This is a genomic window from Streptomyces sp. NPDC006335 (genome assembly GCF_040612795.1).
GTDB lineage: Bacteria > Actinomycetota > Actinomycetes > Streptomycetales > Streptomycetaceae > Streptomyces.
In genome coordinates this window covers 1089163-1108242 of sequence record NZ_JBEXQX010000001.1, presented here as the reverse complement: position 1 = coordinate 1108242, position 19080 = coordinate 1089163, and the positions used below count along the sequence as shown (strand labels likewise).

General features: G+C 71.1%; 14 protein-coding genes and 1 pseudogene. 13 read left to right on the top strand and 2 right to left on the bottom strand.

What is annotated here, in order from left to right; all coding sequences use genetic code 11:
* The first annotated feature begins 16 nt into the window (after positions 1–16).
* From rplU to ABZ098_RS04950, 8 genes and pseudogenes are all read left to right on the top strand, one after another.
* Positions 17–337, top strand: a complete 321-nt coding sequence (rplU, locus tag ABZ098_RS04985; RefSeq protein WP_007381993.1) for a 50S ribosomal protein L21 — start codon at positions 17–19, stop codon at positions 335–337.
* A 14-nt stretch (positions 338–351) separates the two neighbouring features.
* Positions 352–606, top strand: a complete 255-nt coding sequence (gene rpmA / locus ABZ098_RS04980) for a 50S ribosomal protein L27 (RefSeq protein ID WP_015660411.1) — start codon at positions 352–354, stop codon at positions 604–606.
* Between the two features lie 105 nt (positions 607–711).
* A complete protein-coding gene (obgE, locus tag ABZ098_RS04975; protein ID WP_356587272.1) occupies positions 712–2148 on the top strand; it encodes a GTPase ObgE in 1437 nt (478 codons plus the stop codon).
* 92 nt (positions 2149–2240) lie between these two features.
* On the top strand, positions 2241–3752 hold the full coding sequence (locus ABZ098_RS04970; protein WP_356587270.1) for an FG-GAP-like repeat-containing protein: 1512 nt from the start codon (positions 2241–2243) through the stop codon (positions 3750–3752).
* 202 nt (positions 3753–3954) lie between these two features.
* Positions 3955–5505 carry an alkaline phosphatase D family protein gene (locus tag ABZ098_RS04965; protein WP_356587268.1) on the top strand — a complete coding sequence of 517 codons (1551 nt, stop codon included), beginning with the start codon at positions 3955–3957 and terminating at the stop codon, positions 5503–5505.
* 429 nt (positions 5506–5934) lie between these two features.
* Positions 5935–7434 carry a bifunctional cytidylyltransferase/SDR family oxidoreductase gene (locus ABZ098_RS04960; protein ID WP_356587266.1) on the top strand — a complete coding sequence of 500 codons (1500 nt, stop codon included), beginning with the start codon at positions 5935–5937 and terminating at the stop codon, positions 7432–7434.
* A gap of 150 nt (positions 7435–7584) precedes the next feature.
* Positions 7585–9639 carry a hypothetical protein gene (locus tag ABZ098_RS04955; RefSeq protein WP_356587264.1) on the top strand — a complete coding sequence of 685 codons (2055 nt, stop codon included), beginning with the start codon at positions 7585–7587 and terminating at the stop codon, positions 9637–9639.
* A 73-nt stretch (positions 9640–9712) separates the two neighbouring features.
* A pseudogene (locus tag ABZ098_RS04950) lies at positions 9713–9864 on the top strand (glycosyltransferase); the annotation flags it as partial.
* A 148-nt stretch (positions 9865–10012) separates the two neighbouring features.
* On the opposite strand, the gene ABZ098_RS04945 reads toward ABZ098_RS04950, so the two are convergent.
* Positions 10013–12025, bottom strand: coding sequence for a hypothetical protein (locus ABZ098_RS04945; protein ID WP_356587637.1), 2013 nt, complete (start codon positions 12023–12025; stop codon positions 10013–10015).
* A 292-nt stretch (positions 12026–12317) separates the two neighbouring features.
* Between ABZ098_RS04945 and proB the strand changes: the two genes are divergently transcribed.
* The 5 genes from proB to ABZ098_RS04920 all read left to right on the top strand — a co-directional run bounded on the left by proB (position 12318) and on the right by ABZ098_RS04920 (position 17514).
* Positions 12318–13424, top strand: coding sequence for a glutamate 5-kinase (gene proB, locus ABZ098_RS04940; RefSeq protein ID WP_356587635.1), 1107 nt, complete (start codon positions 12318–12320; stop codon positions 13422–13424).
* A gap of 407 nt (positions 13425–13831) precedes the next feature.
* Entirely contained in the window at positions 13832–14257 is a 426-nt protein-coding gene (locus ABZ098_RS04935) for a hypothetical protein (protein WP_356587633.1), read from the top strand.
* A gap of 103 nt (positions 14258–14360) precedes the next feature.
* Positions 14361–15647: a glutamate-5-semialdehyde dehydrogenase gene (locus ABZ098_RS04930; protein WP_356587262.1), complete on the top strand. Its 1287-nt coding sequence runs from the start codon at positions 14361–14363 to the stop codon at positions 15645–15647.
* A 148-nt stretch (positions 15648–15795) separates the two neighbouring features.
* Entirely contained in the window at positions 15796–16362 is a 567-nt protein-coding gene (locus ABZ098_RS04925; RefSeq protein ID WP_356587261.1) for a hypothetical protein, read from the top strand.
* Positions 16363–16440: 78 nt separating this feature from the next.
* Complete coding sequence (locus tag ABZ098_RS04920) at positions 16441–17514, top strand: hypothetical protein (protein ID WP_356587259.1); 1074 nt, start codon at positions 16441–16443, stop codon at positions 17512–17514.
* Positions 17515–17834: 320 nt separating this feature from the next.
* Here the strand turns inward: ABZ098_RS04920 and ABZ098_RS04915 are convergent, their stop codons facing one another.
* On the bottom strand, positions 17835–18935 hold the full coding sequence (locus tag ABZ098_RS04915; protein ID WP_356587257.1) for a M48 family metallopeptidase: 1101 nt from the start codon (positions 18933–18935) through the stop codon (positions 17835–17837).
* Between the last annotated feature and the right edge of the window lie 145 nt (positions 18936–19080).

The following is a 19080-nucleotide window of genomic DNA, read 5'->3' as shown; positions in this document are numbered from 1 at the left end:
AGAGAGTGAGATCCGCGTGTACGCCATCGTGCGCAGCGGTGGTCGCCAGCACAAGGTTGCTGTCGGCGACATCGTTGAGGTTGACAAGATTTCCACTGCCAAGGTTGGCGACACGGTCGAGCTCTCGACCCTGCTCGTTGTCGACGGCGACGCTGTGACCAGCGACCCGTGGGTCCTGGCCGGCATCAAGGTCCAGGCCGAGGTCGTGGACCACCACAAGGGCGTCAAGATCGACATCCTTCGCTACAAGAACAAGACCGGCTACCGCCGTCGTCAGGGCCACCGCCAGCAGTACACGGCGATCAAGGTCACTGAGATCCCCGCGGCTGCGAAGTAAGGGACTGAGGAGAGATGGCACACAAGAAGGGCGCATCGTCCACCCGCAACGGTCGTGACTCCAACGCTCAGCGCCTCGGCGTGAAGCGCTTCGGTGGTCAGGTCGTCAGCGCGGGCGAGATCCTGGTCCGCCAGCGCGGTACCCACTTCCACCCGGGTGCGGGCGTCGGCCGCGGCGGCGACGACACGCTGTTCGCGCTGAACGCCGGTGCGGTGGAGTTCGGTACCCACCGTGGCCGCAAGGTCGTGAACATCGTTCCGGTCGCCTGATCGGAAGCTTTCGCGAGGCGGACCTCACTTCCCTGGGGGGAAGGCGGGTCCGCCTTTCGCGTGTTACGCCTGTAGTACCCATGACGTTTTTGGAGGCACCGAACCATGACCACCTTCGTGGACCGCGTCGAACTGCATGTCGCCGCGGGTAACGGAGGTCACGGCTGTGCCTCCGTCCACCGGGAGAAGTTCAAGCCGCTCGGCGGTCCCGACGGCGGAAACGGCGGGCGGGGCGGCGACGTCATCCTGACCGTCGACCAGTCCGTGACCACCCTGCTCGAGTACCACCACTCCCCGCACCGCAAGGCCACCAACGGCAAGCCCGGCGAGGGCGGCAACCGCTCCGGCAAGGACGGCCAGGACCTGGTCCTGCCGGTCCCGGACGGCACCGTCGTCCTCAACAAGGCGGGCAACGTCCTCGCCGACCTCGTCGGCCACGGCACCTCCTACGTCGCCGCCCAGGGCGGCCGCGGCGGCCTCGGCAACGCGGCGCTGGCCTCCGCCCGCCGCAAGGCCCCCGGCTTCGCGCTGCTCGGCGTGCCGGGCGACCTCCAGGACATCGTCCTGGAGCTCAAGACGGTCGCCGACGTGGCGCTGGTCGGCTACCCGAGCGCGGGCAAGTCCTCGCTGATCTCGGTCCTTTCGGCGGCCAAGCCGAAGATCGCCGACTACCCCTTCACCACGCTGGTCCCGAACCTGGGCGTGGTCACCGCCGGCGAGACCGTCTACACCATCGCCGACGTGCCCGGCCTGATCCCGGGCGCCAGCCAGGGCAAGGGCCTGGGCCTGGAGTTCCTGCGGCACGTGGAGCGGTGCAGTGTCCTCGTGCACGTCCTGGACACCGCCACGCTGGAGTCCGACCGCGACCCGGTCTCCGACCTCGACATCATCGAGGCGGAGCTCAGGGAGTACGGCGGCCTCGACAACCGTCCCCGCATCGTCGTCCTCAACAAGATCGACGTACCGGACGGCAAGGACCTCGCCGAGATGGTGCGGCCGGATCTGGAAGCGCGCGGCTACCGCGTCTTCGAGGTGTCCGCGGTCGCCCACATGGGGCTGAAGGAGCTGTCCTTCGCCCTCGCCGACCTGGTCGGCAGGTCGCGGGCCGCCAAGCCCAAGGAGGAGGCGACCCGGATCGTCATCCGGCCCAAGGCCGTGGACGACACCGGCTTCACCGTGGTCCGTGAGGAGGACGGGCTGTTCCGGGTGCGCGGCGAGAAGCCGGAGCGCTGGGTGCGGCAGACCGACTTCAGCAACGACGAGGCCGTCGGCTACCTCGCCGACCGTCTCAACCGCCTCGGTGTGGAAGACGAGTTGATGAAGGCGGGCGCCCGTTCGGGTGACGGCGTCGCCATCGGTCCCGAGGACAACGCGGTCGTCTTCGACTGGGAGCCGACCGTCATGGCCGGCGCCGAGATGCTCGGCCGGCGCGGTGAGGACCACCGCTTCGAGGCACCCCGCCCCGCCGCCCAGCGCCGCCGCGACAAGCAGGCCGAACGGGACGACGCCGCCCAGGAGTTCGACGACTTCGAGCCGTTCTGATCCGACGCGCGCTGCTGCCGTAGGACAACCAACCGCCCTTCCTGTGAGTCGTACCGGGCAATCCGTACGACCGTCACAGGAAGGGATGCGGCATGCGCGTACAACGAAGAGGGTGGCGCACGGCACTCGCCGTAGCCCTGGCGCTCGGCGGAGTCGTCGTCCTGCCCGCCGCCGCGGGAGCTTCGCCCCAGCAGATGCGGGACGACTTCAACGGGGACGGCTACGCCGACCTCGCGGTGGCCGCGCCCGGCGGGACCGTCGCCGGGAAGGCGAAGGCCGGTTTCGTCGGTGTGCTGTACGGCTCGGCGAGCGGTTTGAAGTCCTCCACGAAGCAGGTGTTCAGCCAGAACACGGCGGGCGTCCCCGGCGGTTCCGAGGCGGGCGACCGGTTCGGCAGCGCGCTCACCACCGCCGACCTGGACCGGGACGGGTACACCGACCTGATCGTGGGGGTGGGCGGCGAGAACAGCGGTTCCGGTCTGGTGCAGGTCGTCTGGGGCGGCGCCCGCGGTCTGTCGGGCGGTGCCACCCTCGCCTCCGGCGCGGCCGGCGACCGGCTCGGCGCCGAGGGACACCTCGCGGCGGGGGACGTCGACGGGGACGGGGCGACCGACCTGCTGACCGCGGTGGACCGGTACGGCCTGGTGGCGACCGGCGGCCCCTTCACCCGCTCCGGCTCGGCCACCGGCAAGCGCCAGGTGGTGAAGGACAGGTACGACAGCCGCGTCCTCGACCTCGACGTCGGTGACCTCAACGGCGACGGGATCACCGACGTCGTGGCCGCCCAGACCGGCACCGACACCTTCGACTCCCGGCGGATCGCGTACTGGTGGGGCACCAAGGACGGCCTCACGCCCTGGACCCTGGTCTGGGACATCGACGGCGCCCAACTCCAGGGCGGCGAGAACCTCGCGGTCGGGGATGTGAACCGGGACGGGTACGCCGACATCGTGGTGGGCCGTGCGGTCGACGGCTACGAGAGCGACCATGACGCCTACCGCGCCAAGGGCGGCCGTATCACCTGGATACCCGGCACCTCGGGCGCTCCTGACGGAGTGGCGGAGCAGGCCGTCAACCAGGACAGCCCCGGCGTGCCCGGCACCGCCGAGAAGGGCGACGGCTTCGGCACCGACGTCCACCTCGCCGACGTCGACGGGGACGGGTACCTCGACGTGGTCACCGGAGTGCCCGGCGAGGACCTGGGCACCCCCACCGACCCGGACGCCTGGCCCGACGCGGGGTCCGTGGTGGTGCTGAGCGGCCGGGCCGACGGGCTGACCGGAGTCGGCTCCCACCAGGTGGTCACGCAGAACAGCACGGGTGTGCCGGGTGCCGCCGAGAAGGGTGACGCCTTCGGCCGGGCCGTCCATGTGGGTGACGCCAACGGCGACCACCTGGCCGACGTCGCGGTGGGCGCGCCCGGCGAGAACGCGGGTGCCGGTTCCGTGTGGTCCTTCCGCTCCCGGGGGGAGGACCTGGTGGCGCCGGGCGGTGTACCGCTTCCGGCCACCATCCTCGGGCCGAACGGGACGTTCACCTTCGGCCACACGCTCCTCGGCACCACCGCCGCGAACGCCCGTCTGGGCTCGGACTTCGCCAACTAGAACCCAAAAGATCGTCAGACGGCAGTGTCCTGAAGGCCGTTGCGCCGGGATCACGTTCATCATGTGATACCCGAGTCGCAACGGCTCTTCTGTTGTCTACCTATTTGTCATGCACGCGAACACTCTGGTTCAACGCACGGATCACCCCGAAGCGTGAGCTTCCAGGGTGCCCAAGAGGTCAGCGACGCAAGGGAGTTCGCCCATGCACGGAGCAGCATCACCCGGCCGACGCCGCTTTCTGACCGCCGGCGCCGCCGTACTCGGCGCCGCCGCGTCCGCCCAGCTCTGGCTGCCGGGCACCGCGCGAGCGGCGGAGACCCCGCTGCCCGACGGGGTGTTCGGCCTCGGTGTGGCGTCCGGCGACCCGCTGCCGGACGGCATCGTGCTGTGGACCCGGCTCGCCCCCGATCCGCTGAACGGCGGAGGCATGCCCGACCGGGTGGTGCCCGTCGAGTGGGAGCTCGCCGAGGACCAGCGCTTCAGAAAAGTGGTCCGGCGCGGCACCGCCCAGGCCCTGCCCGCGTACGGACACAGCGTCCACGTCGACGTACGGGGTCTGCGCGCGGGCCGTACGTACTGGTACCGCTTCCGCGCCGACGGCCAGCTCTCGCGCACCGGCCGCACCCGCACCGCCCCCGCCCGGCACAGCTCCGGCGGCAGCCTCCGGGTCGCGCTCGCCTCCTGCCAGAACTGGCAGCACGGCTACTTCACGCCGTACGCCGACATGCTGGACCAGGACCCCGACGTCGTGCTGTTCGTCGGCGACTACATCTACGAGTCGGCGCCGTCGTCGGCCGGTCCGCGCCGGCACGAGGGCACCGGGGAGCCGTACACCCTCGCCCAGTACCGCAACCGGTACGCCCAGTACCGCACCGACCCGGACCTCGCCGAGATCCACGCGAGCGCGCCCTGGGTGGTCAGCTTCGACGACCACGAGGTCGACAACGACTGGGCCGGCGAGATCCCGCAGGACCCCGACAAGCAGCCGCACGACGCGTTCGTGGCCCGGATCACGGCGGCCTTCCAGGCGTACTACGAGCACATGCCGGTGCGTGCCACGGCCGTCCCGAACGGCCCGCACATCCGGATGCACCGGAGGCTGGACTTCGGCCGACTGGTCCGGCTGAACGTGCTCGACACCCGGCAGTTCCGCAGCGACCAGGTCACCAGCCAGGCCGCCGCCCAGGACCCCTCGCTCACCATGCTCGGCGCCGAGCAGAAGCAGTGGCTGCTCGACGGGCTGCACGGTTCACCGGCCCGCTGGAACCTCATCGCCTCGCAGATCATGATGGCCGAGACCGACATCCTGCCCGGCGAGGGCAAGCTCTGGTACTACGACGCCTGGGACGGCTACCAGGTCGAACGCAACGCGCTCCTGGAGGAGTTCAAGCGCGTGCGCAACCCCGTCGTGCTCTCCGGCGACCGCCACCTCACGATGATCAGCGACCTCAAGGAGGACTACGCCGACCCGGCCTCACGGGTCGTCGGCGCCGAGTTCGTCGGCACCTCCATCTCCAGCAACGGCGACCAGGACCAGGCCGCCTTCCACGCCCAGTGGGATCCGCTGAGGGCCGACAACCCGCACTGGAAGTTCATCGACGCCCACCGCGGCTACCACCTCTTCGACATCGACCGGCACGGCATCGACGCGCAGGTCCGGGCCGTCGACACGGTGGTCAGGCCCGAGGCGACGACCACCACGCTGGCGCAGTTGCGGGTGGACGCGGGCAAGCCGGGGGTCCGGCCGGCGTGAGCGCGGGTCGCCTGGGAGGGGCATGGTCCTCGTCGCGGTCCCACGCTCCTCCCAGGTGACACCCAGAAGGCGCGATCGTTGCCGAGACCGAATTGCTGCGGAATCTTGACCAGGAATTCCGCGGCAATGGACGGCCCGTCGAGTTGTATTCCGGACTCGTCCGCGACGGCGCCGTCATGGATATGAAGAACGCGTGCAGCACCTCACCCGAGGACGTGAAGATCCTCACCTCACCCGGAGCATCGGTGACCCAGGTCTCCTGCCCGCCGCGGCGGAGCCCCCTGGACGGCGTCCCCATGGCCGTTACCGGCAGTGCAAGATGAATGACAGGTAGCGCGTACATATGCGGCGAACGGCGGTCACCTTGCACAGCGGTAACCGCAAGTGGGACCATTTCCCCGTTCCCTGTCGCCCCGAGGTAGGTCTTCTGTGTCCCAGCACATCGCCAAGCCCCGTACCACCGCAGTGATCCTGGCCGGTGGTACCGGTCAGCGCGTGGGTCTCTCGATCCCCAAGCAGCTGCTGAAGATCGCCGGCAAGGCAGTCATCGAGCACACCCTGACCACCTTTGAGAAGGCCGACTCCATCGACGACATCATCGTCCTGATGGCGCCGGGCTACGTTCCGGACATAGAGAAGATCGTCGCCAAGGCCGGGTTCACGAAGGTCAAGAAGATCATCGAGGGTGGCTCCACCCGGAACGAGACCACCGAGCGCGCCATCGCGGCCCTCGGCGAGGGCCTGGCCGAGGGCGAGGACCTCAACGTCCTGTTCCACGACGCCGTGCGCCCGCTGCTCTCGCGGCGCGTCATCGACGACTGCGTGGTCGCCCTGGAGCGCTACCAGGCCGTCGACGTCGCCATCCCGTCCGCGGACACCATCATCGTCACGCGCAAGCACGGCGACGACGGCGAGTTCATCACCGAGATCCCGGACCGCTCCCGGCTGCGCCGCGGCCAGACCCCGCAGGCCTTCAAGCTGTCCACCATCAAGCGCGCCTACGAGGTCGCCGCCGGGGACCCCAACTTCCAGGCCACGGACGACTGTTCGGTCGTGCTCAAGTACCTGCCGGACGTGCCGATCCACGTCGTCGCGGGTGACGAGTACAACATGAAGGTCACCCAGCCCGTCGACGTCTTCATCGCCGACAAGCTCTTCCAGCTCGCCTCGACCGCCGCTCCCGAGCAGGTGAGCGACGAGGCCTACCGCGAGCTGCTCACCGGCAAGACCATCGTCGTCTTCGGCGGCTCCTACGGCATCGGCAAGGACATCGGGGAGCTCGCTGAGTCCTACGGCGCCAAGGTGTACGCGCTCGGCCGCTCCACCACCGGCACCCACGTCGAGAACCCGGAGGAGGTCGACGACGCGCTGTCCAAGGCGTACGCCGAGACCGGGCGCATCGACTACGTCGTCAACACCGCCGGCGTGCTGCGCATCGGCAAGCTCGCGGAGACCGACAACGCCACCATCGAGGAGGCACTGAAGGTCAACTACCTGGCGCCGGTCCAGATCGCGCGCTCCTCGTACAAGTACCTCGCGGAGACCAAGGGCCAGCTGCTGCTGTACACCTCCAGCAGCTACACCCGCGGCCGCGCCGAGTACAGCCTGTACTCCTCCACCAAGGCGGCGATGGTCAACCTGACGCAGGCCCTGTCCGACGAATGGGCGGGTGAAGGCGTCCGGGTGAACTGCATCAACCCCGAGCGCACCGCCACTCCCATGCGCACCAAGGCCTTCGGCCAGGAGCCCGCGGGCAGCCTGCTGTCCTCCGAGGCGGTGGCCCGCACCTCGCTCGACGTGCTGCTCTCCGAGCTGACCGGACACGTGATCGACGTCCGCCAGCAGGACCCGACGGCCTCCGCGGGCCAGGCGTCCGGCTTCGAGGCCGCGCTGGCCAGTGTCCTGGACCGTCAGGACGGCGTGGCATAATCAGGGACAAATAGCCTTCTGCAAATTCAGGCCTCTGTGGCTGCCCCGTTCCTGGCGCATTCACAGGGGCCTGAAGCCTTAAGCAAGACCTGAAGCCTCAAGCACCGTTAATTCGTAAACAACCGGCATCCCTCCCAGAGCAGGTTTTCAGTGATAAGCACCGCTATTCGCGTCGCCCGGGTGGGCAGCGCGGCCGAGCTGGCCGCGGCGGTCCTCATGCTGGCGGGGTTCCCCGCCATAATGGTGGCCGCGCTCATCCCGAGCGTCCCCGCCTTCGCGGCCGCGACCGCCGTCACGTACCTTGCGGACCACTATCTGCACCGCCAGGGCAGTTATCTGATCAACCGCCTCAGCAAGGTGCGCGCCGGTCTGTCGATCCGCTTCCTGATCAGACAGCTCCTGCTGATCCTGCTGCTGGCCCGGCTCGACCTCTCCAACAACCTGATCTTCTACGGGGCCACCGCCTGCTTCATCGCGTTCTACGGCCTCCAGGCCCCGCACGGCGCGCTGGTCACCCTGATCCGCAACCGCCGTCGGCTCCCGGTCGCCACCCGCAACGTCGATCTGGCCTCCCGCGTCCGCATCCCGGACGCCCCGCCGATGGGCCTGCTGAACCGGTCGGCCGAGAAGATGCTCCACCTCGACCTCGCGGCCGTGGTCGGCATACTCGTCGCCGCCGCCATGGACTCCACGCTGCCGGGCTTCATCGGCATCGGCGTGACGATAGCGCTCGGCTCCCTGTACGTCCTCGCGCTGATGCCGTACGTGCGCGGCAAGAAGGTCCCGCCGAGCGCCGACAAGGTCCTGGCCAAGGTCGACGAGTGGCTGCGGGACTACAAGCCGGAGACCGTGCTCTACTTCTCCGGCTCCAAGGACTCCGCCTACCAGGTCAACATGTGGCTGGAGACCATGGAGCAGCTGGACTCCCGGCCGCTGATCATCCTGCGTGAGCGGGTCATCCTGCAGAACCTCGCGCCCACCACGGTCCCCGTCATCTGCGTGCCCGGAGGGGTGCACCTGATGAACATGGACCTGTCCACCGTGCGGGTCGCCCTGTACGCGGCGAACGTCGGCAAGAACATCCACCTGCTGCGCGTGCCCACCATGAAGCACGTCTTCATCGGCCACGGCGACAGCGACAAGCTGGCGAGCGTCAACCCGTTCAGCAAGGCGTACGACGAGGTGTGGGTGGCCGGCCGCGCCGGCCGCGACCGCTACGCCATCGCCGACGTCGGCGTCCGCGACGAGGACATCGTCGAGGTGGGCCGCCCGCAGCTCGCGCCGATCCAGAACCGGCAGGGCGGGCCCGAGGGCCGTATGCCGACCGTGCTCTACGCGCCCACCTGGGAGGGCTGGGACGGCAACCCGGGCAACACCTCGCTGATGCTGGCCGGCGAGAACATCGTGAAGAAGCTGCTCCAGGCCGACCCGCCGGTCCGCGTCCTCTACAAGCCGCACCCCTTCACCGGCACGGTCCTGCCCAAGGCGGGTGCCGCGCACCAGAAGGTCACCGCGCTGATCGAGAAGGCCGCCGCCGAGCGTGTCACGGACCCCCGCTTCCAGGCCGACATGACCGCCCTGGCCGCGGCCAAGGCCGAGCTCGGCCGTATCGAGGGACGGCTCGCCGTCCTGGCCGGCAGCGGCGGCGAGAAGGGCGACGAGGCCGAGGCCAGCCGTGACGGCGTCGTCGACGTGGCCAAGTACGAGGAGATCGCCCGGCTGCGCGGCGAGTGGAACGACGCGTACTGGCGTTCCTTCCCCGAGTGGCAGCACAAGGTGGTCACCGGCGCCGAACCGCGCCTGTACGACTGCTTCAACGTCTCCGACGCGATGGTCTCCGACATCTCCAGCGTGGTGTCCGACTTCATCGCGAGCGGCAAGCCGTACGCGGTCACGGACTCCGCCGAGCTGGGCGTGGAGGAGTTCAAGCGGCAGAACACCGCGGTGCGGGCCGCCACGATCCTGTCCAACAAGGCCACCGAGCTGGGCGAGCTGCTGGACGCGGTCCGCGACCCGGCGGCCGACCCGCTGGCCGAGGACCGGGTGGAGCTCAAGCAGTACCTGCTCGGACCGGACGAGCCCACGTCCATCGAGCAGTTCAACACCGCGGTGGCGAACCTCGCGATCAAGGCCGAGGCGCGCAACGTCGGCCAGGAGTCACGGGCGGCGGCCTCCGCGGCGGAGGAGGCCACGACCAAGGCCTGACCTCCCCTTCGTGAAGGAAGGGCCCGGTTTTCGGTGGTGATCCCGAGAACCGGGCCCTTCCGCGTATCTCGGGGTGCTGGACCTGGCCTCCGTCGAGGCACGGACGTTCCGCCCGGCGCGCATCGAGGTCATCGCCGTCGACGACGGCTCGGCGGACGGCACCGGGGAGTGCTGGAGGAGTTCACCGCGCGGACGTCCCTCGACGTCACGGTGATCCGGCAGGATCGTCGACCTGCCTATCTGCGGGCCGGCGGCCACACCCTGCGCTTCGACTCCGCGTGCACGAGCGCCTGCGGCTCCAGCTGGTGGCGATCGGCCGCCTGGGCGGGCGCGGGGTTGCTGCGCCGGGCGGTCCGCAAGGCGCGCAGGGTTCTCATCCCGGCAGCGTGAGCGTCCCGGAGGCGCACACGGTCTCCTCCTCCCGCCGCTGTCCCGGAACCGTCCGGCGCCTGGCCACCGCGCACAAGGCCTGAACGGCCATGTCGAACCGTTCCTGCGAGGCCGGTTCGTCCGGCCCCAGCAACCGCCGCTTCAACGCGGCCCGCGCGCCGACGAGTTCGTCCCGCTCCGGGTGACGTGCGGCGTCCAGCAGCGCGGGCACCCCCGCCGCGTCCGGCGTCAGCACGGTCGCCGCGCCCGCGGTGGGGAAGGCGGCACGGAACGCGGCCTCACCCAACCCGCTGGTGTTCGCGACGGCGTACGGCTTCCCGCTCGCCAGGAAGTCGCTGACCACGCTGGACACGTCACTGATCAGCAGGTCGGCCCGGTTGAAGCAGGCGTACAGCGCGGGCCGGGCGTCCGTGACGACCTGGTGCTCCCACTCCGGCAGCGAGGCCCAGTACGCCCGCTCCCAGGCCGCCGTCGCCCGGGCCACCGCGCGCGCACGGCCGGGCTCCGGCGTGGACTGCAGCAGCATCCGCTCGACCGAGTCCGCGGCGGCCCGGAAGGACGTGATGGTGAGCCGGTCCAACTCCGCTGTCCTGCGGGAGAGTTCACCGTCGTCGACGGGCCGTTCGCCGGTCCGTTCCCGGTTCGCCGCCCGCACCAGCTCACGGATCCTGAGGTCCGCCGCGCCCGCCCGCGCGTCCACCGATCCGGTCAGCGGGTGCGGTTTGTACAGCAGCCGCACCCCGGGGTCAGCGAGCAGCGCCCGCACGATGTTCTCGCCCGCCTCGATCACCGAGGTGTTGCCGGGGTTGCCGTCCCAGCCCTCCCAGGTCGGGGCGTACAGCACCGTCGTGTACGCCCCGGTCGGCGGCCCCTCGTACGGCCGTACGGCGTCGAGCTGCGGGCGGCCGATCTCCACCACGTCCTTGTCCTCGACGCCGACCTGGGCCGCCGCGTACCGCTCCCGGGCCGCGGGACCGGCCACCCACACCTCGTCGTACGCCTTCGCGTACGGGTTGCAGGAGGACAGCTTGTCGCTCTCGCCGTGGTTGACGAAGGTGTGCTTGATCGTCGGGATGCGCAGGACCTGGGAGGTCTTGCCGGAGTTCGACGGATGGATGAGGACCTGGAGCGAGGACTGCTCCAGGCGCAGCAGCGTGGACACCTTCGGCAGACAGACGATCGGCACGTCGGTCGCGGCGATCTTCTGCATCATGAACCGCTCGCGCAGGACGATGACGGGCCTGCCGCCGAGCTTCGCGAGCGGCTCCAGCCACATGTTGGCCTGGTAGGCGGAGGAGGCCCCGCCGGAGAAGTACAGGCCGACGGTCGGCCGGTACGCGGCGAGCCACGCGTCGAACCAGTCCAGCACCTCCTGCTCGCCCGCCGGACGCCGGCTCGGCAGCAGTCGTACGAGAAGGTCCGCGAGGCCCACCAGGGCGAGCCCGAGGGACACCGCGATGCCGAAGGCCGCGCACCGGGGCTCACCGGTGGCCGCCGTGACCAGCAGTCCCGCCGTCGCGGGCAGGCCGTGCACCAGCAGCCGGGGACCGGGGCGGCGCAGCAGGGCGGGCGGGGCCGGGGTCAGGCGGAGCGCGGAGGCGTCGATGTTGCGGGTGACCACCGGGAGGGTGCGGGTGCGCCGGACCAGGACGGAGGCCGCCTGGATCGCGCAGTGCAGCGCGTAGAAGGCGAGCAGACCGGCCACCAGCACGGTGTACGCCGTCTCCTCGTCCTCCGGGGTCAGCCGCAGCAGGCCCACGACCAGCAGCAGGTCGCGCAGGACGTGCCGCACGGTGATGTCCGCGTGGGACTTGGCGAACAGGGACACCATGCCGCGCTGCCAGCGGTGCAGGACGCCCTCGGCGGCCAGGGAGGCGGCCGTCGCCGCGAGCAGCAGCGGGACGTGCGGACGCAGGGCGGCGAGGGCCTGGGCGACGACGGCGGCCGCCAGGACGGCTGCGACGAGCGCTCTCGTCGCGGTCTGCCGCCCCGGCAGCCGCAGCGCGGACCGGAGGCGGGGGAGGCGTTTTCGCACGGGGACACTCCAAGGTCGTCGCGAGACGGACGCCCTGGTTAACGCGGGCCGACCTCCGGACGACACGCGCGTGTCCTTCGCCTTGCGCGGCGGGAAGGTGCTATGCGCGGGGCGCGGTCGGGCGAGCGGGCCGTGCCGGGTCCGGGGACTGGACGGATGCGCGTCGCCGCGTCCCCTTCGCGTACATTGCGGACGAGGTACCCACACGTGGCGCGAGGGGACAGGACACAAGGTGGCAGGGGCAAGGCAGGCCGTGGGCGAGGCCCGCAGGATCGTCGTCAAGGTCGGTTCCTCGTCGCTGACCACCGCCGCCGGCGGCCTCGACGCCGACCGGGTCGACGCGCTCGTCGACGTCCTCGCCAAGAGCCGCAGCGGGGGAGAGCGGGAGATCGTCCTCGTCTCCTCCGGCGCCATCGCCGCCGGGCTCGCCCCACTGGGCCTGCGCCGCCGCCCCCGGGACCTCGCCCGCCAGCAGGCCGCCGCGAGCGTCGGCCAGGGCCTGCTCGTCGCCCGCTACACCGCCTCCTTCGCCCGCTACGGCGTTCGTGTCGGCCAGGTGCTGCTGACCAGCGACGACATGAGCCGCCGCGCCCACCACCGCAACGCCTCCCGCACCCTCGACAAGCTCCTCGCGATGGGCGCCCTCCCGATCGTCAACGAGAACGACACCGTCGCCACCGACGAGATCCGCTTCGGCGACAACGACCGGCTCGCGGCCCTGGTGGCCCATCTGGTCCACGCCGACCTGCTCGTCCTGCTCTCCGACATCGACGGCGTCTACGACGGCGACCCGAGCAAGCCCGGGACCTCGCGGATAGCGGAGGTACGCGGCCCCGGCGACCTGGCGGGCGTGGAGATCGGCAGCGCCGGCAAGGCGGGCGTCGGCACCGGCGGCATGGTCACCAAGGTCGAGGCCGCCCGGATCGCGGCCGCCGCCGGCATCCCGGTGGTGCTGACCAGCGCGATCCACGCGGCCGAGGCGCTGTCCGGCGGGGACACCGGCACCTACTTCCACCCCGCCGACAAGCGCTCCGCCGACCGGATGCTGTGGCTCCAGCACGCGTCCACCCCGCAGGGCTCGCTGACCCTGGACGACGGCGCGGTGAAGGCGGTCGTCGAACGCCGCAAGTCGCTGCTGCCGGCCGGGATCGCCTCCGTCGAGGGCGAGTTCGTCGCGGGCGACCCCGTCGAACTGCGGGACGGCACCGGTCACGCCGTGGCCCGCGGGCTCGTCAACTTCGACGCCAAGGAGATCCCCCGGCTGATCGGCCGCTCCACCCGGGAGCTGGCCCGCGAGCTGGGACCGGCCTACGAGCGCGAGGTCGTCCACCGGGACGATCTGGTGATCCTGCACCCCTGAGGGACACCCGTTCGTCCATGGGGCCCGGGGTGCCCGAAAACGGGGTGAACGCCCTGCCAAGAGCGTCGCCCTGAGGTGGACGTTCCGCAAAACCGCCCCACGAGCCCTTGCGGCCTGCTCAACTTTGTCCCAGGGACACATTCCGCCCGACCCGTGGGGTCGACCTGTGCATGAAGGAGGCCGTCGTGAGACGAGTGCGCCCTGAGGCGACGGCGTCCCGCGCCGGTACGGCGGCTTCCCGCGGTGGGTCCGGGCCACCCGGAGGGACCTCGGCGCGGGCGGCGGGCGGTTCCCCGACGACCCCGCCCCCGGCTCCTGGTGCAGCCGTGGCTCCGGGCGAGGCGGGCGGATCGACCGCGCGGGCGGCAGGGGGTTCTGCGGCGCGCGCGGCCGGCGAGGAGCGGGCCCTGACGAGCGTCGGGGCCGGTGAGGAGCGCGCCCTCACGAGCGTCGCGGCCGGCGACCGGTACCAGGGAGAGAAGCCCCGGGACCTGCCGCGCCTGTGGCACGTCACCCTCAGCGTCTCCGGCGAGGAGGCCCCGCTGAAGGAGGTCCGGCGCGCCCTCGAACAGCTCGCCCACGACCACCCCTTCCTGCTGACCAGCCGCTACGCCAACGACCACGCGGAGATCCGGTACTGGGAGGAGGCCCGCGACCTGCACGACGCGGCCGCCGTCGCCCTGCGCCTGTGGGGCGAGCACCGGCAGACCGCGGGCCTGCCGCCGTGGGAGATCGTCGGCCTGGAGGTCATCGACCGCCAGACCTACCACCAGCGCATCGCCGAGGGATACGGCCCACCGCCGGCCACCCCGGTGGGCGCGCACCCCTTCTGAGGAAGCTCCCGTCGGCTTTGCGCGGTCCGGGCGTTCTGCGGGGCTTGTCTCGGGGTGTGGAATGCGCCGTGAACCGCTCCGCGCGGCGCACTACCCTTCCCGTATGACCTCGCTCTCGCCGTACGACTCCATGACCCCGGTCACCCAGGCCGCCTACCGGGCCAAGGCCGCCGCCGCCGACCTCGCCCCGCTGCCCAGGGCCGAGAAGGACGACGCGCTGCTCGCCATCGCGGACGCCCTGGAGGTCCGCACGAGCGAGATCGTCGAGGCCAACGCCAAGGACATCGCCAAGGCCCGCGAGGCGGGCACCAGCGAGTCGATCATCGACCGGCTGACCCTCACGCCGGAGCGGGTGCGCGCGATCGCCTCCGACGTCCGGGACGTCGTCGCGCTGCCCGACCCGGTCGGCGAGGTGGTGCGCGGCTCGACCCTGCCCAACGGCATCGATCTGCGCCAGGTCCGCGTCCCGCTCGGCGTCGTCGGCATCATCTACGAGGCCCGCCCGAACGTCACGGTCGACGCCGCCGCCCTGTGCCTGAAGTCCGGCAACGCCGTCCTGCTGCGCGGCTCGGCCTCCGCCTACGAGTCGAACACCGCCCTCGTCCGGGTCCTGCGCGACGCCGTGGGCGGCGCCGGACTGCCCGCCGACGCGATCCAGCTCGTGCCCGGCCAGTCCCGCGACAGCGTGCAGGAGCTGATGCGCGCCCGTGGCCTGGTCGACGTGCTCATCCCGCGCGGCGGCGCCTCGCTGATCCAGACCGTCGTGACGGAGTCGATCGTCCCCGTCATCGAGACCGGCACCGGCAACTGCCACGTCTACGTCGACGCCCAGGCCGACCTCGACATGGCGATCGACATCCTGATCAACTCCAAGGCCCAGCGGGTCAGCGTCTGCAACGCCGCCGAGACCCTCCTGGTCCACCAGGACATCGCCCCCGAGTTCCTGCCCCGGGCCCTGGACGCCCTCGCCGAGGCCGGCGTGACCGTCCACGCCGACCAGCGGGTGCTGGCGTACGCGAAGGACACCAAGGCGACCGTCGTCGAGGCCACGCTGGAGGACTGGGACACCGAGTACCTCTCCTACGACATCGCCGCCGCCGTCGTCGACTCGCTCGACAAGGCCGTCGAGCACATCCGGCTGTGGACCTCCGGCCACACCGAGGCCATCGTCACCACCTCCCAGCAGGCCGCCCGCCGCTTCACCCAGCTGGTCGACTCCACGACCGTCGCGGTCAACGCCTCCACCCGCTTCACCGACGGCGGCCAGTTCGGCTTCGGCGCGGAGATCGGCATCTCCACCCAGAAGCTGCACGCGCGCGGTCCGATGGGCCTGCCGGAGCTGACGAGCACGAAGTACATCGTCACCGGCGACGGCCACATCCGCCGCTGAACCCGGGCGCCCGGGGGCGCGCGGCCAGGGCATATGCGTCCGGCAGGCGCCCCCGGGCCGCTTCCGTGGCGCACGAGAGGTGCCTCACACGGCGGATGAATTTCCATACCGTCTGCCCAAATTGACCCCCCAGGTCTACTCTGGATTCGTGCCGGAGGACGTGGGGGGCACGCCGTTCCCTGACGGCTGGGAGCCCGACGACGACCACGACCGCGGGGTGTCGGACGAAGAGTTCGCCTCCGTGGTCTTCGACGAGGCCTTCGTACGGGCGGCCGTGGTGCACGAGCCGACCGCCGTCGAACGCCTCCTGGCCGCGGCGCAGGCGAGAGCGGAGGCCTCCGAGGCCGAGGCCCGTCGCGCCCGCCCCAGAGCCGATCGGTACGACGACGGCTACGGCCCCGGCGGTTTCGGCCATGATCCCGACCTCGACGACCTGGACGACACCGAGGTCCTCCAGGGCCGCTACGGCGCCCCCGGGACGTACGGCAAACAGGTCCGCTGGCACCGTCCCGTCGCCTGGATGCTCGCCCTCGTCATGGGCATCGGCATGGTCGCGCTGGCCTTCACCGCGGTCTACCGGGGCGCTTCCTCCGGCAGCCGCGACCGGGTCCCGCCGCCCGCCTCGACCGGTCTGGAGCAGGGGAGCACGGTGACACCGTCGGCGTCCGCCGACTACTCCCAGCCGGCCGTCTCCGCGGTCCCGCGAACGCCCTGACGATCCTGGTGAGAACCTGTCAGAACTTGTCGCACGGCCGGGCGTTTACCTGAGCTCCCCGAGACCTACCCTGAAGATATGGGAGGGCCAGGAGACCCACCCGAGGGGACTCCTCCCGAGGGCGGCCCCGTGGGTGGTGAGGACGAGTACCGATCCGTCGTCTTCGACGAGTCGTTCGTCCGCGCTGCCCGCCTCCAGGAGTACTCCGCGCGCGAGCGCATGTCCGACCACGCGCCCGCCGTGCGCCGCCGCCCGCCGCTGCGCCGGGGACTGTCCCGGCAGGTCCTGGTCCTGGTCCTGCTGATCGCCGTCGCCTTCGGCACCGCGATCTACATGGGCGTACGGAACCCCTACCAGACCCCCGCGGTCCGCCAGCCCGTCGAGCCACTGCGGATGACCGTCATTCCGCTGGCCCCTGAGGGCGAGGTCCCGGGGCACGCCGACGTCGAGTACCTGTACGCGCACAGCCCCGCCGCGCAGTACCGCGTCGGGGCCAAGGGCATACCGCTGCCGGCGTCCCGCCGCACCGCGCACTTCTCCGACAGCCAGGTCGTGTCCGCGCTGACCACCGCCAAGGACTACATCGTGCGGTCCTCGCTCGACCCGGACGTCCTCGCCGGCGACCAGGTCCGGGCCGTGCGGGTGCTCCTCGACACGGACCAGCTCGACCAGTTCGACCAGAGCTTCGCCCACCCCGCCGCCGACGGGCGGCACGCGCCGACCGGATGGCTGGTCCGCTTCGACCCCGCCGAGGCGCGGCTGGCCGACGGCAGGATCCGGGTGCAGGGAAGCCTCCAGGCCGCCGAGACCGACTCGTCGACGCTGGAGGTCACGGCGGACCACACCTTCGTGTACGCCTTGCGGGCGGCGCGGGCGGGTGCCTCCAAGGAGGCCTCGCTGTTCACCGTCCGGCGCGAGCTGCACTTCCGGTTCGACCGCGACGACCTGCGGATGCACACGGCCCAGCTCGTCGTCTCGTACGTCCAGGCCGGGCCGCTGTCCTGCGCCGAGGACTCCACGAACCGGCTGCACCCGCTGCTGGCCGGACAGACCGCGAAGGCCGGTGGACCGGCGGGGACGGATCCCTATGCCACCGGCAGCGCCACGGCGCTGTGCGGATCACTGGCGACGAGTGCGCAGCCGCGGGTGTGACGGGCGGGGTCGGGGCGGGGTGCGTGTAGTCGGGGTGGGAGGCGCTGTCGGCGGTGCGGCGTGAGCGGTCGAGGGTGGTGCGCCAGGCCCTCGTGGGGGTGGCGCGCGCTGTCAGCGGCGTGACGCGAGCAGTCGTACGTGTGCCGCCCGCTGCCGGGGGCCTGACGTGCCCCACCGGGGATGTGGCGCGTGCGGTCGGAGTGTGCCGTGCGCTGCCGAGGGGGTGGCGGCGGAGGGGGCGTCGGCGGCGGAGGGGGCGTCGGCCGCCCTCCGCCGTTGGTCGTCCGTCCGGCGTGGGCCTGCCGAGCGCCCCCGGGGTTTCAGCCCCCCTCGGTGTCGCGATGCGTGTCCGTCGGGGGCTCGTCATCCCGCGGGGCCGAGTTCGAGAAGCCGCCGAAGCCCCTGCGCACCCTGCCGCCCAGGTCGCCGGCGCCGCCCGCGATGTCGCTGACCAGCTTCATCAGGGGGTCCTTGGAGCTCTTGACGTTGGTCGCGTAGCTCGCCGCCGACTCGCGGAAGGAGTCCGTGACCGAGGTGTCCTTGTCCTCCGAGCGGCGCGGGTAGTGGCCGTCCATGATCCGCTGGTAGTCGCGGGACTCGGCCCACTTCTTCAGCTCGGCCGCCCGCACGGTGGTGAAGGGGTGGGAGCGCGGCAGGACGTTCAGGATCTTCAGCACGGAGTCGCGCAGGTCACCGCCGGCCTCGTACTCCTCGGCCTGCTTCAGGAACGCGTCCACGTTCATCTCGTGCAGGTGGTGACCGCCGGCCAGCTTCATCAGGCCGCGCATCGAGGCCTTCAGGTCCTGACCCACCAGGAGGCCCGCCCGGTCCGCCGACAGCTCCGACTTGCGGAACCACTCGCGCAGCGCGGTCACGATCGCCATGATCGCGATGTTGCCCAGCGGGATCCACGCCACCCTCAGGGCGAGGCTGGTCAGGAACAGCAGGATGGTCCGGTAGACCGAGTGGCCGGACAGGGCGTGGCCCACCTCGTGGCCGACGACCGCCCGCATCTCCTCCTCGTCGAGCAGGTCGACCAGGCCCGTGGTGACGACGATGATCGGCTCGTCCAGGCCGATGCACATCGCGTTGGGCTGCGGGTCCTGGTTGACGTACATCGGTGGGACCTTCTCCAGGTCCAGGATGTAACAGGCGTCCCGCAGCATGTCGTTGAGGTACGCGAACTGCTGGTCGGAGACGCGCACCGAGTCGGACAGGAACAGCAGCCTGAGGCTCCGCTCGGGGAGCAGACCGCTGAGCGCCTTGAACACCGTGTCGAAACCGCTCAGCTTGCGCAGCGCCACGAGGGCGGAGCGGTCGGCGGGGTGTTCGTACGCGCGCGAGGAGATACCCGGGAAACGCCTGCGCTGCCTGCTAGGAACGTTCTCGTGCCCGTTGTTGTGGTGGCCGTCGTCGGACATGTCTTCCCCCATGCGCGTCTTTGGCTCCGCCGTCTTCGGCTGGGCCTCTTCGACCTCTGTGATCCTTTGCGGACCCTTGTGCGGCCCTTTGCGCCCCCGAAGCAGAGCCCAGCCTAGGCGGAGATAGCGTGGACGGGCAGTACAG

Bases quoted from the DNA above. Each gene is read 5' to 3' on its own strand.
- ABZ098_RS04965 (WP_356587268.1), top strand. From the start codon at position 3,955: ATGCACGGAGCAGCATCACCCGGCCGACGCCGCTTTCTGACCGCCGGC.
- ABZ098_RS04930 (WP_356587262.1), top strand. From the start codon at position 14,361: ATGACCTCGCTCTCGCCGTACGACTCCATGACCCCGGTCACCCAGGCC.
- rpmA (WP_015660411.1), top strand. From the start codon at position 352: ATGGCACACAAGAAGGGCGCATCGTCCACCCGCAACGGTCGTGACTCC.
- obgE (WP_356587272.1), top strand. From the start codon at position 712: ATGACCACCTTCGTGGACCGCGTCGAACTGCATGTCGCCGCGGGTAAC.
- ABZ098_RS04920 (WP_356587259.1), top strand. From the start codon at position 16,441: ATGGGAGGGCCAGGAGACCCACCCGAGGGGACTCCTCCCGAGGGCGGC.
- ABZ098_RS04970 (WP_356587270.1), top strand. From the start codon at position 2,241: ATGCGCGTACAACGAAGAGGGTGGCGCACGGCACTCGCCGTAGCCCTG.
- ABZ098_RS04915 (WP_356587257.1), bottom strand. From the start codon at position 18,935: ATGTCCGACGACGGCCACCACAACAACGGGCACGAGAACGTTCCTAGC.